Raw genomic sequence first — 14852 nt, 5'->3', positions numbered from 1 at the left:
ACCTTTAGGCAGCTCCGCCGAATGGAGCGTGTTACGGCGTGATCGGATGCTCGATGATGACCGATTCAATGTTTTGTTTTTTGGCTTTCACCAACGCCGCATCTACCTGCACCTTACGGGCTTCAGCTTCGGCCTGGGAATTGAACGGGCCAATCAGAATGCGCGTTTTGCCGCTGCTGTCCCTGACAACTGTTGGAACAAAAGCGTGTTCGATCAACCAGCCGCTCAGATCGCTGACGGCCTGAGGCGTTTCGCCACGGACTTCGAGATCCCACTGCGGAGCAGATGCCGCGGCAGGAGCTGTCGCGACCACCGTTTTCGGCTTTTGCTCGTCTACACTCTTGCCTTCACCACACCCTGCCAGTGCCAGTGCCGCGACCAACCAGACCAATTTGCGCACAACGCTTCCCTCGGAATTCTCAAAGCGGCGATCTTAACATTCATAAATACTTCGCGAGCCCCGCAAAATGGGCACAAAACAACGAGATTGATGATTGCAGCCTCTGTATAGTTACGCCCTGGGAATTAATGCCGCATCTGCGCGTCAGAAAGAGGCACCCAAACCGTGAGACTTCGCACTAATCTATACGTACCACCGACCTCTGCACTGTCTGAATCAGGTGCCCTACAAAGCAATCAAGGAGAAGACCATGCTGATACTCACCCGCAAAGTCGGTGAAAGCATAAACATTGGTGATGACATCACTATCACCATTCTGGGCGTAAGCGGCCAACAGGTTCGCATCGGTATCAATGCTCCGAAAAACGTTGCCGTGCACCGCGAGGAGATTTACCAGCGCATTCAGGCAGGCCTGACCGCCCCGGACAAGCCACAAACTCCCTGAGACGCATCGCAGTCAGTAGCCAGTTCGTTTGCCTGCACGCAATGACTGGCTAAAGATTCACGCGCCGTTTTGCCATCCGCTTCCCAAGCTCCTTGGGTACGGCGCCTGACACATGCCCCCGCCGCGTTAACCTCCCGCCCTTTCTGCTGATCGATACTACCGAGCATTCTCAAGGCTGGCTGTCGGACATTTCCGATAGAGCACAGGGAATTCGCCTTCCTATCCGAACGTCACACCTCGCGCCATGCCAGTGGCAGCAACCATCATCAGCACCAGCAGCAACGCCTCGACGTGACTGATGCGTGCGAACAGCTTTGCTCGCCCGGTATCGAGTACCGCCCCCCGCGCCTTGGCGATCCGCCATTTGATCAGAGTGATCATCGGCGCAAGCTCTATCAGCAGAATCAGCACGAACAGCGTCATCTTCAGATGAAACAGCGGCTGATGAAGATAATAGTCAGTGCCTTTTTCGTAGCCGCCAAAGGCACGCATTCCGCCTGTGATCAACAAGATCAGCGCGCACATCCCCCAGACATTGTCAGCCAGCAGAACCCGTCCCGCCTCCCCGGTCCCGGCCGCCAGGCGACTGAACGCCGTTCCACGCGTCAGTACCGCCCAAAAACCCAAGGCAAATGCCAGCAGATGAACAGCTGCAAGAAACCAATGAACCAGCATCGATAAACCCTCATCAGAAAGAGTTGAAAATTGGCCAGTCAGTAGTAGTTGAAAAAGCAAGGATTTGCCCGCGGAGGGTGTCGCCAGGCATACAGGAGAGATTGACAGAAGAAAACTCAGCCGGCAGAGGCAAATCGCAGGCAAAAAAAATCCCAAGCAGCTGATGGAAGCTTGGGATTTAAAAATGCATAAACCGTGGTGGTGAACGCGGGGCGGATCTTACTGAATCATGCTGCACCTAACAACTTATTTTTGATAACCGGTCGGTTAAAAATCATCGTAAGTCGTTAAATATCCACACTATTTTAAAGGATGCTGGCGACGGACGGTCAAAAATCAACCATCCCGGCACTCTAAGAATTGTTGATCAATACCTCTGCTCCGGAGGATTGTTCGAGCGCAAATTTAGACGGACAGTAACAATTGGAAAATTCTCGCCCATGGACAGCCAGCTCTCCCCCCTATTCGTCGTGAATGCCTGCGCATTCCATGCGCCACGCACCCTGAGCCGACTTCGCCCCCGGAACAGAAGACTTGATTGCGGAGGAAGGGTTAGCCAGCTGCAGAAGCTTCAGTGGCGCCAAAAAATCAGACTGAACCGGATTGAGCCTTTTCCGTAAGCCGCGCGTTGCCATGATTCATTTTGCCAACGTCTTGAGCATCTTTGGCTGCTTCAGTTTTTTTGCCTGTGCAGCCGAGTTACCCATTACACAGGGAATGCCGTTTCTGAGCGCACGAAAAGCGCTGCTCAAGCAAGGCTGGCAACCAAACTTGACGGATGAAATGAACCCCCACGGCCTAATGAAAACACTTAGAAATATGGGGGTCAGCGAAGTGCAGCGATGCACGGAAGGCGTTCAATACTGCGAGTTCGACTATAGAAAGAACAACGAATGCCTGGTCGTCAGTACAACAGGCGAAAAGGTCAAAGACATGAGAATCAACAATTGGGGCTTCAAATGCCCTGACACCGATTAAGGGCGACTCACGGTGAGATTCGCCCCTTGTGCTTGCATGTTGTTTTATTTCTCCAGCGCCATTGCCTGCGCTTCAGATCTTCCAATCAAGCAAGGCATGCCATTCTTAGCGGCACGGAGCGTATTACTCCAGCAAGACTGGAAGCCAAGTGCGGCGAAAGAGATGCAGCCGGTTGGCACGGCACTGGAACTTGAAAACATTGGAATTGTAGAAATCGAGCGGTGCACCCAAGGAGTGCAGTACTGCGAATTCCATTACAAAAAAGACAACGAATGCCTGGGCCTCACGACGACAGAAGAAGAGGTAGAAGACCTGATCATTGATGCCTGGGATTTTGAATGCCAATAATCCTTCCAGACACAATCGCCCACACCGTCCAAGTGAACACACCCGAGACCTTTTGAGCGCTCCGCACAAATCGCAGACAACAAAAAAGGGCCCACCTTTCGGTGAGCCCTTCTAGACCGCCCAGCAGAGCGGATTTTGTTTGGTAGGCGCGATTGGACTCGAACCAACGACCCCCACCATGTCAAGGTGGTGCTCTAACCAACTGAGCTACGTGCCTGCTGTGAGGCGGCATTCTACGGAATTCCGGAGGGGTGTCAACACCTTTTTTTCACCTAACCCTATGAATATGCAAAATATTTAATTTCGGGTCGCTGAGGAAGATTTTCCGGTGGCTGGCGGAGGTTTTTCAACTCGGGTAGGATCGGCGCACTCGTAAAATATATTAAACAGAGGCTGCAGGATGGCGAACACCCCTTACCCAGAGTCTTATTACGCTGCGTCGGCCAACGCCGTACCGCCCCGCCCTGCCTTGCAGGATGATGTGGAGACGGACGTCTGTGTGATCGGCGCCGGGTATACCGGTTTGTCGTCTGCCCTGTTTCTGCTGGAGAACGGTTTTCGGGTGACGGTACTGGAAGCGGCCAAGGTCGGTTTCGGCGCTTCCGGGCGCAATGGCGGGCAGATTGTTAACAGTTATAGCCGTGACATCGACGTGATCGAACGCTCCGTTGGGCCGAAGCAGGCGCAGTTGCTCGGGCAGATGGCTTTCGAGGGCGGTCGGATCATTCGCGAGCGGGTGGCCAAATACAATATCCAGTGCGATCTGAAAGATGGTGGCGTGTTTGCTGCCCTGACTGCCAAGCAAATGGGGCACCTGGAATCGCAGAAGAGTCTCTGGGAGCGCTTTGGTCATACGCAACTGGAACTGCTCGATCAGCGCCGCATTCGCGAAGTGGTCGGGTGCGATCAGTATGTCGGCGGCATGCTCGATATGAGCGGCGGCCATATACATCCGCTGAACCTGGCGCTGGGCGAAGCGGCTGCGGTTGAGTCCCTCGGCGGCACTATCTATGAGCAATCGCCTGCCGTGCGCATCGAGCGCGGCGCCAACCCGGTCGTGCATACGCCGCAAGGCAAGGTCAGGGCCAAGTTCATCATTGTCGCCGGCAACGCTTACCTCGGTAATCTGGTGCCGGAACTGGCGGCCAAATCGATGCCGTGCGGCACGCAGGTGATCACTACCGAGCCGCTGGGTGACGAGTTGGCGAAAGCGTTGCTGCCGCAGGATTATTGCGTCGAAGACTGCAACTACCTGCTCGACTATTACCGCCTGACGGGCGACAAGCGTCTGATCTTCGGCGGCGGTGTCGTCTACGGTGCGCGCGATCCGGCGAACATCGAGGCGATCATCCGCCCGAAAATGCTCAAGGCGTTCCCGCAGCTTAAAGACGTGAAGATTGATTACGCCTGGACAGGAAATTTCCTGCTGACCTTGTCGCGCTTGCCGCAGGTTGGGCGCTTGGGCGACAACATTTATTACTCGCAGGGCTGCAGCGGCCATGGCGTGACGTACACGCATCTGGCAGGCAAGGTGTTGGCGGAGGCGTTGCGCGGTCAGGCCGAGCGTTTTGATGCGTTTGCCGATTTGCCGCATTACCCGTTCCCGGGCGGGCAGATGTTGCGCACGCCGTTTGCGGCGTTGGGGGCCTGGTATTACGGGTTGCGAGATAAGTACGGTTTTTAGATCGAGTCATAGAAACCAATGTGGCGAGGGGATTTATCCCCGTTGGACTGCGTAGCAGTCCCCTTCTATACAAGAGGGGGCGCTTCGGACCCCAACGGGGCGGTGCGACGTTTCGCTAAATCCCCTCGCCACAAATGCATCTACCACTTAATCAGAGCTGATCGCGAGCAATGCCGCTGCGGATCCGTAGAATATCCGCGAGCACCGCCAAGGCAATCTCCGCCGGCGTCTTGCTGCCCAGGTTCAGACCGATTGGCGCATGAATCCGCGCCAGCTCACCCTCCCCCAGACCACCAATCCGCCGCAGGCGTTCGAAGCGCTTCTGCGAGGTCTGCAGCGAACCCATCACGCCAATGTAGAACGCTTCGGTGCGCACCGCTTCCATCATCGCCAGATCATCGATGCGTGGATCATGGGTCAACGCGACAACGGCGGTATCGCGGTGGCAGCCGCCATCGGCGATAAACACCGAAGGCAATTGCCGACGAATCTCCACGCCATCCAGCACCACGCCTTCTAGCACTTCATCACGCGGATCGCAGAGAATCACTTCAAACCCGAGGCCGACAGCAAACTCGGCACACGCCTGCGCCACGCTGGAATACCCGGCGAGCAGCAGACGCTGCGCCGCGCCAACGCGGATGCGTACCCGATCAATCTCGCGTTCGATCCGCGCACCCTGCTCGCGATCAGCGAACAGACTGCGTGCACCGTTGGCCAGATCGACTTCGCGAATCAGCCGACGCTGACCGAGCAGCGCCGATTCCAGTTCACGCAGATGCGCCTGCACTTCGCAGTCGGCGTCAAATTTCTCTACCAGCACATCGAGAATGCCGCCACAGGGCAGGCTGACCCGCGAACGCGGATCGTCACCCTCGCCGTAGCGCACGACGTTGACCGCATCGAGAAACGCCCCCTCGGCGACGCGCTCGAGAAAATCCTCCTCGACGCAGCCACCCGACAGCGAGCCGATCCACTGTCCGCCATCGTTCACCGCCAGCAGCGAACCTGGCGCACGCGGTGCCGAGCCGTAAGTCGTCAGCACGGTGCAGAGCCAGATGCGCTGCCCCACCACCGACCACTCCAGCGCCCTTCGCACCACTTGTAGATCGAGATGCTGCATGTCAGTGGGCCTTGTGCTCGATGGACGGTGCGTCAGCTTGCAGCTTTTGCACCTCACTCACTGCCAGCTCGGCGGACTGCCCACCCCAACCTTGGCGCAGGTAGTTGAGCAGATCGGTCAGCTGATCAGGACTGAGCTTGTCGGCGAAACCCGGCATCGGCTGCATGCGCTCGAACCCGGAAAACTTCTGCTCGCCGATACCATCTTCGATCACGCGCAACAGGTTGCGTGGGTCTTCCAGACGCAACGTGGTGTTGCCGCGCATGGCCACCGCGATGTGCGGTTTGCCTTCGCCACCGACCGCATGGCAACCGGCGCAGACGTTCAGATATGCCTGCTGACCGCGCTGGGCACTGGCGCTGAGTTTCTCGACTGGCACTTCAACCAGCGCTTTGGCTGCTGGCGGCTTGTCGCCGAGCAGGAACGTTGCCATCGCCGCCAGATCGGTATCGCTCAGGCCTTGCGTGCTGTTGTGGAACACCGGGAACATCTCGTTGAACATCGTCCCCTGCGCACTCATGCCGTGCTTGAGGAACGTGCCCAGATCCTGCTCGTTCCAGCCGCGAGCAGCCAGGTCGGTGGCCAGCAGGCTCGGCGCCAGGTAACCATTGAGAATGCCGCCGGTGAGGCGTTTATCCAACTGCATCGCGCCCGGCAGGCCGCGTGGCGTGTGGCATTCGCCGCAGTGACCAAGGACTTCGACCATGTACTGGCCGCGCTTCCACGCTTCACTTTTGCCTTCGGCCGGCTGCAGTTTCAGGTCTTTGCCGTACATCATGTTCCAGCCGATCAGGCCCGGACGCACGTTGAACGGAAAGCTCAGGCTGGTGACCGGTGCTGCGCGCTCGATTGGTTGGATGGTTTTCAGGTAAGCATGGATCGCGTCCGAATCTTCACGCGGCATCAGGTGATACGAGGTGTACGGCATTGCCGGATAAAGATTCGCGCCGTCGCGACGCTTGCCTTCGGTCAGCGCAGCAAAGAACTCGTCATCGTTGTACAAACCGATACCGTGCTCTTTGCTCGGGGTGATGTTGGTGCCGTAAATCGTGCCGAACGGCGAGACAATCGGCAGGCCGCCCGCAAACGGCGCGCCACCGGGAGCGGTGTGGCAAGCCATGCAATCGGCGGCGCGAGCGAGATACTCGCCGCGCTTGACCTGATCATCGGCGTGAGCGAACAACACCGGCGCAGCAAGGCCGACCGCTAGGGTCAGGCGGGTCAGAAAAAGCTTCATGCTTAACCCTCCTTGACCAAGCCGAGATCGGTCAGCACGTTGCGGGTGGCGTTGTAGTAACGCACGTACCCGGTGCAACGGCAGATGTGATGACCGAGGCTGTCCTCGATGACTTTTTCCAGCTGACTTTTGACGATCGGCTGGCGCTGCAGTTTCTCCACCAACACGGTCGCGGCGTTGACGAAACCGGGTGCGCAGTAGCTGCACTGGAAAGCGAACTCGTCGACGAAGCGTTGTTGGATCGGGTTCAGCTCGGTGACCTGGCCGCTCTCGTCACGCTTGGCGTGGGATTCGATGGTGCGGACTTTCTTGCCTTCGAAGTAATGCGCGCCGGTGATGCAGGTGCGTACCTCTTCGCTGGTGCCGTCCGGGTTGTCGACGATCACCACGCAAGCGTGGCAGATGCCCTGGCCGCAGCCCAGACGCGAACCGGTGAGGTTTTTGTATTCGTGCAGGTAGTCGATCATCGGCAGGTCATCAGGGATGTCCACCGGGCCGACGGATTGACCATTGAGGGTCAGTTGAAACGGACGGTTAGCCATTGAGGGCCTCCTTGATGCGCGCTGGAGTGATAGGCAGATCGCGAACACGTTTACCGATGGCATGCGCCACGGCGTTACCGATGGCACCGACAATCGGGATCATCACCACTTCGGCGATGCCTTTGGACGGATCGCTTGGCGACAGCGCCGGGAGAATCTCCGACGTCTGTTTCCACACGGCAACGTGACGCGCCATCGGCAGACGGTAACGGTTGAAGTTCCAGTCACCCTCCCCCGGCCCGCCTTCGTACAACGGCATCTCTTCCATCAGTGCGTGACCGATGCCCATGGCGATACCGCCTTCCATCTGGCCCTTGACCAACTCTTCGACCAGCACACGACCGCACTCGACCCACGAATGGTGGTTGAGCACTTCGACTTCGGCAGAACCCTTGTTGACCTTCAGCTCGACCAGCGTGGCGACCGGGCTGTAGTAAGTCACGGCAGCGTTGTTCAACTGAGTTGCCGGGTAGCTGATGTTCTGGCGATCGAGCAGGTGGAAACCGGCCGTGCTCATCAGCGCTTGCTTGGCTTTCGGGGCACCATCGCCGTACTTCACCGCCAGACCGTCGAGCGGCAGACGCTCGCGCACGCCGTCGATGCTGTATTCAGCTTCGGCCCAACTCCAGCGGTTGAAACCGTGGACGGTGGCAGCGGTGACCAGACCCCGCTCGTGAGCGCGTTTGGCCAACTCTTCGAAGCTCAACGGCTGCATGCCGTTGGCAGTCAGTTTGCCGTCGACCCAATGCGCATCTTCGCGACGCACCACGTAAGGGTTGGCCTGGCCGCCGAACGGGCCCTGACGCCAGATCTCCAGCGCTGCCGGCCACAAACCGTGGTTGAACAGCACGCGCGCCGCTTCACGGGTGGCGTGACTGAAGTAGTACGCCGAGTTGGTCGCCGACGAGGCCGAAGCCAATTTACCGACCCAACGCGGGTTGCGCAGGAAGTTGTCCTGTTCGGCCTGGCTCATGATGTAAGGGTTGCCGCTAGTGATCAGCTGCATTTCCTTCCATTCGGTTTCGCCAGTCTTCACTTCGTGCGCCGGGCTGCCAAGGAAATCAGCGACGACCAGGGCTTGCGAGGTGGACATGCCGGTGCCGATTTCGATACCGATGTGGCGCAGGCTGATGCGACCGTCGGCGGTGAATTCGATGCTGGCCATCGGCGCTTCGGAGCCGGTGCCGAAGTCTTTCTGGCAAATGGCGAAACCAACGCCGTACCAGTTGTCCGGGTCTGCGGCTTCGCGTTGTTTCTTGATCGCGTCGCGGTTTTTCCAGACTTCGTGCACCGAGGCTTTGTCGAGAATCTCGTGCAGGCGCAGGGCACCGGCCGGGATCGCGCCCTGGGTGTTTTTCATGCCCGAACGCAGGGCGTTTTTGCGACGCAGGTCGATCGCATCGACACCGAGACGATCAGCAATTTCGTCGACCATCATTTCGGTCGACGCCATGCTTTGCAGAGTGCCGTAACCGCGCATCGAACCGGCTTCAACGCCACGCGAGTGATAGGCGGTAACTTGCAGATCGTTCTGCGGCATGTAGTAGATCGATTGCGCAGCGGTGGCGCCAACCGCAGCCACCGACGGGCTGTAGTTGATCCGGCCACCACCGTCGACGCTCATTTCCGCGCGGAAAATCTTGAAGCTGTAGTCGCTCTTGTCCACGGCCAATTGGTAGCGGATGTCGAACGGGTGACGCTTGATGCCGCTCTGGAACTGCTCGTAGCGGTCGTTCGCCAGACGCACCGGCACACCGGCGCCGTACAACGCGGCAAGGGCTGCGTAGTAGACGAAGATGTTGTGGTCTTTGGAACCGTAGCCCACGGTATAACCCGGGTGCATGTTCAGGTTGTCGAGGCCGAAGCGCGACGGCGCGATCATTTTCGCGGTCTCGGTCGCAGCTTCCAATGGGCACTGGGTGGCCACAACGAAGTGCAGGGTCTTGGTTTTCGGGTCGTACCAGCCGTTGCCGTTGTCCGGCTCCATCGCGGCCGGTTCGATCGACGGGGTTTTGTAGCGCTCGTCGAACACCAGCCAGTTGTCTGGCGGGGTATCGATCTCTTTCTTCATGCGGTCGGCGTAGAACAGGCCGCGCTCGGTCAGGTTGCCGTGCAGGTTGGGCTGGGAATTCCACACCGGGCGACGGTTTTTCAGCATCGGAAAGAGGATCGAGTCCTTCAGGCTGGCGAACTCATCTTCGTCGGCCGAGGTCGCACCACCCACACGCACGTAGCGGAAACTGCCATAGGGGTCGCCTTCGTAGAACGGCACTTGTGCACCATAACGAATCGCCTTGTCATTGAATTTGAGTTTGTTCTTGGCCTGACGGAAGCGCTCGAAATCGTTCCAGATCAGGATCGCCACCGGGTGACCGATGAACATCGGCACTTTGCCTTCCGGCAGCAGCGGATCCGGCGCGTGCTCTTCCGGGAAGACGATGCCGTCCTTGTCCAGATCAGCGGCGGTGACGATACGGTCCGGCTGCAACTCGGCGCCGAGCCACGACAGGTCGTAGCCGTCGTAGATGCGGTCAGCCTTGATGGTTTTCAGCAACATGGCGTGGCCTTGCTGCTCAGGCCAGCCCGGCATGTCCTTGGAGCGGATGTCGCGGGCAAAGACCTTGCTGCCGCAGACCTTGGACAGTGCATCGTTACGCTGACGCGCCTTGCCGTTGTTGCCGAGCCATTTCTCGGACGGCACGGTGACGCTGTTTTCCATCAAGGCAGCCAGCGCCTGACTGCTGAGCGGCGTGAGCGTGACGCTCACACCCGCCACCAGCCCGCCCTGGAGGAACGAGCGCCGGGATATATCACGGTTGGACACGGATCATCCTCTGGGCGGTTATACGTCCGCCCTTCTGGTTATCTACTGGGGAATCTCGAGTCTTGCAGAAGCCCTTCTTGGCTAAACGAAAGGCGTGATGACAGTGCAAAGCTGACCGAAAGGTTAACTTTAAAGGTTTCTGCGCTCGCAGCAAACAACCAGATACAAATTTCTGACTAAAGAATCAAAAAAGACAATGCGACGTGGTAGCGCATGAGGTCAATTGACACACCCACCACACACCCGAAAATACAAACGCAACTCCCCCTGCAGCAGCTGTTACAGGAGCTGTTGTAGGAGCTGTTGTAGGAGCTGTTGTAGGAGCTGTCGAGTGAAACGAGGCTGCGATCTTTTGATCTTGCTTTTACCGATCAAGATCAAAGATCGCAGCGTGCCGCAGCTCCTACAGGAGCCGGGTTGCGTGATGGGAGTGGAGGTCAAATTTCAGACACAAAAAACCCCGGTCTTTCGACCAGGGTCTTTGCTATCGATTCCGAATCAACCAAAGGTTGTTTTCGGTGCTTCAAGGCGTTCAGTGGTCCTTGAAGCAGATATGGCGCAGCGGACGGGACTCGAACCCGCGACCCCCGGCGTGACAGGCCGGTATTCTAACCGACTGAACTACCGCTGCGTATCGCTTTGAGCTTGCGCTCAAGTAACTCGTTGACTGCTAGCTTCGGTGCTTGGCAATCGCGAACCAGATAAATCTGATTCGTTAAATATGGCGCAGCGGACGGGACTCGAACCCGCGACCCCCGGCGTGACAGGCCGGTATTCTAACCGACTGAACTACCGCTGCGCGTCGGTGCAGGCACTTGCAGCCTACGTTCTTGCTTAAGCAAGTTCTCGGGGAGTGGTGGGTGATGACGGGATCGAACCGCCGACATTCTGCTTGTAAGGCAGACGCTCTCCCAGCTGAGCTAATCACCCGTTTGCATCTCCGAGGCCGCGAAATTTACGCAGGTAGCGAACCTAAGTCAATAGCAGGATTGAAGTTTTTCTAAAAAAGACGAAATTGTTTCTCTCCTGCAATACCGCCTTCGCGAGCAAGCCCGCTCCCACAGGGGAATGCATTCCAAATGTGGGGGCGAGCCTGCTCGCGAAGGCGCCAGTCCATTCAACGCAAATTCAGAAGAAAGAACGCGATCTATTCGCTGTAAATCATCTTCTTGGTCATACCACCATCGACGACGAATTCCTGCCCGGTAACAAACCCGGCATTCCTCGACAACAACCAGGCGACCATCGCCGCCACATCTTCGACCGTCCCTACCCTGCCCGCCGGATGCTGAGCATGATCGGCATCGGCCAAAGGCTCAGCTCGACGCGCAGAAGGATCGCGCGCATCGATCCAGCCCGGACTGACCGCGTTGACGCGAATCTCCGGCCCCAGGCTGATCGCCAGCGCATGCGTCAGCGCCAGCAACCCGCCCTTGCTCGCCGCATACGCCTCGGAGTCGGCCTCCGACTGCCGCGCACGGGTCGAAGCCAGATTGACGATAGAACCGTTATGCGCGCGCAGATACGGCGCACAATGCTTGGCGAGCAACATCGGCCCACTGAGATTCACCGCCAACACGCGATTCCAGTAAGCCAGATCAAGGCTTTCCAGGGTGATGTTGTGCGGATCAGCCACCGCTGCGTTGCACACCAGCGCATCGAGACGACCAAACTGCCCCAATACCTCGGCAACACCCAACGCAACCTGGCCCTCATCGGCAACGTCCATGGCGATGAACCAGGCGTTTTCGCCCAGCACCTTCGCCACTTTCGAACCGCGCGCACGATCCAGATCGGTCAGCACGACTTGCCAGCCTTCGCTGATCAACCACGCCGCGATCCCCAGACCGATACCGCGCGCGGCACCCGTGACCAGCGCAACGCGGCCATGGGTACCGGCTTTCGGCGTCGACAACTCGATCACAGTGCTGCCAGACCGCGCGCCAGGTCGGCTTGCAGGTCAGCAACGTCTTCCAGACCGACCGCGATGCGGATCAGGCTGTCGCGAATACCCGCCGCTTCACGCTCCTGCGGCGCCAGACGGCCGTGGGAGGTGGTGCTCGGATGGGTGATGGTGGTTTTGCTGTCGCCAAGGTTGGCGGTGATCGAGATCAGGCGAGTGGCATCGATAAAGCGCCAGGCGCCCTCTTTGCCGCCCTTGACCTCAAAGCTTACGACCGCCCCGAAGCCCTTCTGCTGACGCTGGGCCAGCTCGTGCTGCGGATGGCTCTTGAGACCGGCGTAATGGACTTTCTCGATACCGTCCTGCTGCTCCAGCCATTCGGCCAGTTGCTGGGCGTTTGCGCAGTGCGCCTTCATCCGCAGGTTGAGTGTTTCCAGGCCTTTGAGGAAGATCCACGCGTTGAACGGGCTCAGGGTCGGCCCGGCGGTGCGCAGGAAGCCGACGATTTCTTTCATCTGCTCGCCGCGACCGGCTACCACACCGCCCATGCAACGGCCCTGGCCGTCGATGAACTTGGTCGCCGAGTGCACGACGATGTCCGCACCCATTTTCAGCGGCTGCTGCAACGCTGGTGTGCAGAAGCAGTTGTCGACCACCAGCATCGAGCCTTTGGCGTGAGCGATTTCCGCCAGCGCGGCGATATCGACCAGTTCGGCCAGAGGGTTGGATGGCGACTCGACGAACAGCAGCTTGGTATTCGACTTGATCGCCGCATCCCAACCCGAAAGGTCAGCCAGTGGCACGTAGTCGACTTCCACGCCGAAACGCTTGAAGTACTTCTCGAACAAGCTGATGGTCGAGCCGAATACGCTGCGCGAGACCAGCACGTGATCACCGGCACTGCACAGGCTCATCACCACCGCCATGATCGCGGCCATGCCGGTTGCGGTCGCAACGGCCTGCTCGGCGCTTTCCAGCGCAGCAATACGCTCTTCGAACGCGCGCACGGTCGGGTTGGTGTAACGCGAGTAAACGTTGCCCGGCACTTCCCCGGCAAACCGCGCAGCCGCGTCGGCGGCGGTGCGGAACACGTAGCTGGAAGTGAAGAACATCGGATCACCGTGTTCACCTTCCGGCGTACGGTGCTGACCGGCACGTACGGCCAGGGTATCGAACGCTACGCCTTCAAGGTCGCTGTCCAGCCGACCGGCATCCCATTCCTGACTCATGCTGTCACTCCTTGCCCTGTTCGCAAAAATTGAAATTCAGATACAAAACCGGCCCCTCAGGGCCGGTAGAAACTCAGTTGTTGTACAGATCGATGATCGCACTGACCGCTTGAGTCTTGATCTTCGAGGAGTCGTTACGCGCCTGTTCGATCTTGTTCAGGTACGCCTCGTCGACGTCGCCGGTGACGTACTTGCCGTCGAACACTGCGCAATCGAAGTTCTCGATCTTGATCTTGCCGCCACCAACCGCTTCGATCAAGTCAGGCAGGTCCTGATAGATCAGCCAGTCAGCGCCGATCAGATCCGCCACGTCCTGGGTCGAACGGTTGTGTGCGATCAGTTCATGCGCGCTTGGCATGTCGATGCCGTAGACGTTCGGGAAACGCACAGCCGGCGCCGCCGAGCAGAAGTAGACGTTTTTCGCGCCGGCTTCACGAGCCATCTGGATGATCTGCTTGCACGTGGTGCCACGCACGATCGAGTCATCGACCAGCATCACGTTCTTGCCGCGGAATTCCAGCTCGATGGCGTTGAGCTTCTGGCGAACCGACTTCTTGCGAGCCGCCTGGCCCGGCATGATGAAGGTCCGGCCGATGTAACGGTTCTTGACGAAACCTTCGCGGAATTTCACGCCCAGGTGGTTCGCCAGCTCCAGCGCAGCGGTGCGGCTGGTGTCCGGAATCGGGATGACCACGTCGATATCGTGCTCTGGACGCTCGCGCAGGATCTTCTCGGCGAGTTTTTCACCCATGCGCAGACGCGCCTTGTACACCGAAACGCCGTCGATGATCGAATCCGGACGCGCCAGGTAGACGTGTTCGAAAATGCATGGGGTCAGGGACGGGTTGGTCGCGCACTGACGGGTGTGCAGCTTGCCGTCTTCAGTGATGTAGACCGCTTCGCCCGGCGCCAGGTCGCGAATCAGGGTGAAACCGAGCACGTCCAGCGAAACGCTTTCCGAGGCGATCATGTACTCGACGCCTTCGTCAGTGTGACGCTGGCCGAACACGATCGGGCGGATGCCGTGCGGGTCGCGGAAACCGACGATGCCGTAACCGGTGACCATCGCCACAACCGCGTAGCCACCCACGCAACGGTTGTGCACGTCGGTCACGGCGGCAAACACGTCTTCTTCGGTCGGCTGCAGCTTGCCGCGCTGGGCCAGCTCGTGAGCGAACACGTTGAGCAACACTTCCGAGTCGGAACTGGTGTTGACGTGACGCAGGTCGGATTCGTAGATCTCTTTGGCCAACTGTTCAACGTTGGTCAGGTTACCGTTGTGCGCCAAAGTGATGCCGTAAGGCGAGTTGACGTAAAACGGTTGGGCTTCGGCCGAAGTCGAGCTGCCCGCAGTCGGGTAACGGACGTGGCCGATACCCATGTGGCCGACCAGACGCTGCATGTGACGCTGTTGAAACACGTCACGCACCAGGCCATTGTCCTTGCGCAGGAACAACCGGCCAT

The 14852-nt window shown here is 58.6% G+C and carries 13 protein-coding genes and 4 tRNA genes; 4 read left to right on the top strand and 13 right to left on the bottom strand.

Annotation, left to right across the window (positions count from 1 at the left end; all coding sequences use genetic code 11):
• Positions 1-31: 31 nt before the first annotated feature.
• Positions 32-400, bottom strand: coding sequence for an SPOR domain-containing protein (locus tag ACIPZE_RS16535; protein ID WP_283435843.1), 369 nt, complete (start codon positions 398-400; stop codon positions 32-34).
• Positions 401-650: 250 nt separating this feature from the next.
• Between ACIPZE_RS16535 and csrA the strand changes: the two genes are divergently transcribed.
• A complete protein-coding gene (csrA, locus tag ACIPZE_RS16530; protein ID WP_003179932.1) occupies positions 651-845 on the top strand; it encodes a carbon storage regulator CsrA in 195 nt (64 codons plus the stop codon).
• Between the two features lie 219 nt (positions 846-1064).
• On the opposite strand, the gene ACIPZE_RS16525 is transcribed toward csrA, so the two are convergent.
• Positions 1065-1520, bottom strand: a complete 456-nt coding sequence (locus ACIPZE_RS16525) for a DUF2214 family protein (protein ID WP_400773927.1) — start codon at positions 1518-1520, stop codon at positions 1065-1067.
• Between the two features lie 603 nt (positions 1521-2123).
• Between ACIPZE_RS16525 and ACIPZE_RS16520 the strand changes: the two genes are divergently transcribed.
• The gene (locus ACIPZE_RS16520; protein WP_400773926.1) at positions 2124-2498 is read left to right on the top strand and encodes a hypothetical protein; all 375 of its coding nucleotides are present in this window, start codon (positions 2124-2126) and stop codon (positions 2496-2498) included.
• A 36-nt stretch (positions 2499-2534) separates the two neighbouring features.
• Positions 2535-2846 carry a hypothetical protein gene (locus ACIPZE_RS16515; protein WP_400773924.1) on the top strand — a complete coding sequence of 104 codons (312 nt, stop codon included), beginning with the start codon at positions 2535-2537 and terminating at the stop codon, positions 2844-2846.
• 140 nt (positions 2847-2986) lie between these two features.
• Here the strand turns inward: ACIPZE_RS16515 and ACIPZE_RS16510 are convergent.
• Positions 2987-3063, bottom strand: a tRNA-Val gene (locus ACIPZE_RS16510).
• A gap of 183 nt (positions 3064-3246) precedes the next feature.
• Here ACIPZE_RS16510 and ACIPZE_RS16505 point away from each other — a divergent pair.
• Entirely contained in the window at positions 3247-4530 is a 1284-nt protein-coding gene (locus ACIPZE_RS16505) for an FAD-binding oxidoreductase (RefSeq protein ID WP_129394700.1), read from the top strand.
• A gap of 151 nt (positions 4531-4681) precedes the next feature.
• Here the strand turns inward: ACIPZE_RS16505 and ACIPZE_RS16500 are convergent, their stop codons facing one another.
• The 10 genes from ACIPZE_RS16500 to purF all read right to left on the bottom strand — a co-directional run.
• Positions 4682-5653 carry an XdhC family protein gene (locus tag ACIPZE_RS16500; RefSeq protein WP_400773921.1) on the bottom strand — a complete coding sequence of 324 codons (972 nt, stop codon included), beginning with the start codon at positions 5651-5653 and terminating at the stop codon, positions 4682-4684.
• Position 5654: 1 nt separating this feature from the next.
• Positions 5655-6890, bottom strand: a complete 1236-nt coding sequence (locus tag ACIPZE_RS16495; RefSeq protein ID WP_400773919.1) for a c-type cytochrome — start codon at positions 6888-6890, stop codon at positions 5655-5657.
• 2 nt (positions 6891-6892) lie between these two features.
• The gene (locus ACIPZE_RS16490) at positions 6893-7432 is read right to left on the bottom strand and encodes a (2Fe-2S)-binding protein (RefSeq protein ID WP_129394703.1); all 540 of its coding nucleotides are present in this window, start codon (positions 7430-7432) and stop codon (positions 6893-6895) included.
• Positions 7425-10256: a xanthine dehydrogenase family protein molybdopterin-binding subunit gene (locus tag ACIPZE_RS16485; protein WP_400773916.1), complete on the bottom strand. Its 2832-nt coding sequence runs from the start codon at positions 10254-10256 to the stop codon at positions 7425-7427. The genes ACIPZE_RS16490 and ACIPZE_RS16485 overlap by 8 nt, the downstream gene beginning before the upstream one ends.
• 554 nt (positions 10257-10810) lie before the next feature.
• Positions 10811-10887 (bottom strand) — tRNA-Asp (locus ACIPZE_RS16480).
• Between the two features lie 91 nt (positions 10888-10978).
• Positions 10979-11055 (bottom strand) — tRNA-Asp (locus tag ACIPZE_RS16475).
• 55 nt (positions 11056-11110) lie between these two features.
• A tRNA-Val gene (locus tag ACIPZE_RS16470) sits at positions 11111-11186 on the bottom strand.
• A gap of 217 nt (positions 11187-11403) precedes the next feature.
• Positions 11404-12180 carry an SDR family oxidoreductase gene (locus ACIPZE_RS16465; RefSeq protein ID WP_077571931.1) on the bottom strand — a complete coding sequence of 259 codons (777 nt, stop codon included), beginning with the start codon at positions 12178-12180 and terminating at the stop codon, positions 11404-11406.
• Positions 12177-13388, bottom strand: coding sequence for an O-succinylhomoserine sulfhydrylase (locus tag ACIPZE_RS16460; RefSeq protein WP_400773913.1), 1212 nt, complete (start codon positions 13386-13388; stop codon positions 12177-12179). Before ACIPZE_RS16460 ends, ACIPZE_RS16465 begins: the two co-directional genes overlap by 4 nt.
• A 73-nt stretch (positions 13389-13461) precedes the next feature.
• On the bottom strand, positions 13462-14852 hold a 1391-nt coding region (gene purF, locus ACIPZE_RS16455), incomplete at its 5' end, for an amidophosphoribosyltransferase (RefSeq protein WP_400773911.1).

The sequence above is a fragment of the Pseudomonas sp. NPDC089741 genome (assembly GCF_044748825.1).
GTDB classification, from domain to species: domain Bacteria; phylum Pseudomonadota; class Gammaproteobacteria; order Pseudomonadales; family Pseudomonadaceae; genus Aquipseudomonas; species Aquipseudomonas helmanticensis.
Note: the sequence above shows the minus strand (reverse complement) of the source record. Positions and strands in the feature narration are given on the sequence as shown.

Excerpts from the sequence above, each read along its gene's own strand:
- csrA (WP_003179932.1), top strand. The coding sequence starts at position 651 with ATGCTGATACTCACCCGCAAAGTCGGTGAAAGCATAAACATTGGTGAT.
- ACIPZE_RS16525 (WP_400773927.1), bottom strand. The coding sequence starts at position 1,520 with ATGCTGGTTCATTGGTTTCTTGCAGCTGTTCATCTGCTGGCATTTGCC.
- ACIPZE_RS16515 (WP_400773924.1), top strand. The coding sequence starts at position 2,535 with ATGTTGTTTTATTTCTCCAGCGCCATTGCCTGCGCTTCAGATCTTCCA.
- ACIPZE_RS16505 (WP_129394700.1), top strand. The coding sequence starts at position 3,247 with ATGGCGAACACCCCTTACCCAGAGTCTTATTACGCTGCGTCGGCCAAC.
- ACIPZE_RS16500 (WP_400773921.1), bottom strand. The coding sequence starts at position 5,653 with ATGCAGCATCTCGATCTACAAGTGGTGCGAAGGGCGCTGGAGTGGTCG.
- ACIPZE_RS16495 (WP_400773919.1), bottom strand. The coding sequence starts at position 6,890 with ATGAAGCTTTTTCTGACCCGCCTGACCCTAGCGGTCGGCCTTGCTGCG.
- ACIPZE_RS16490 (WP_129394703.1), bottom strand. The coding sequence starts at position 7,432 with ATGGCTAACCGTCCGTTTCAACTGACCCTCAATGGTCAATCCGTCGGC.
- ACIPZE_RS16460 (WP_400773913.1), bottom strand. The coding sequence starts at position 13,388 with ATGAGTCAGGAATGGGATGCCGGTCGGCTGGACAGCGACCTTGAAGGC.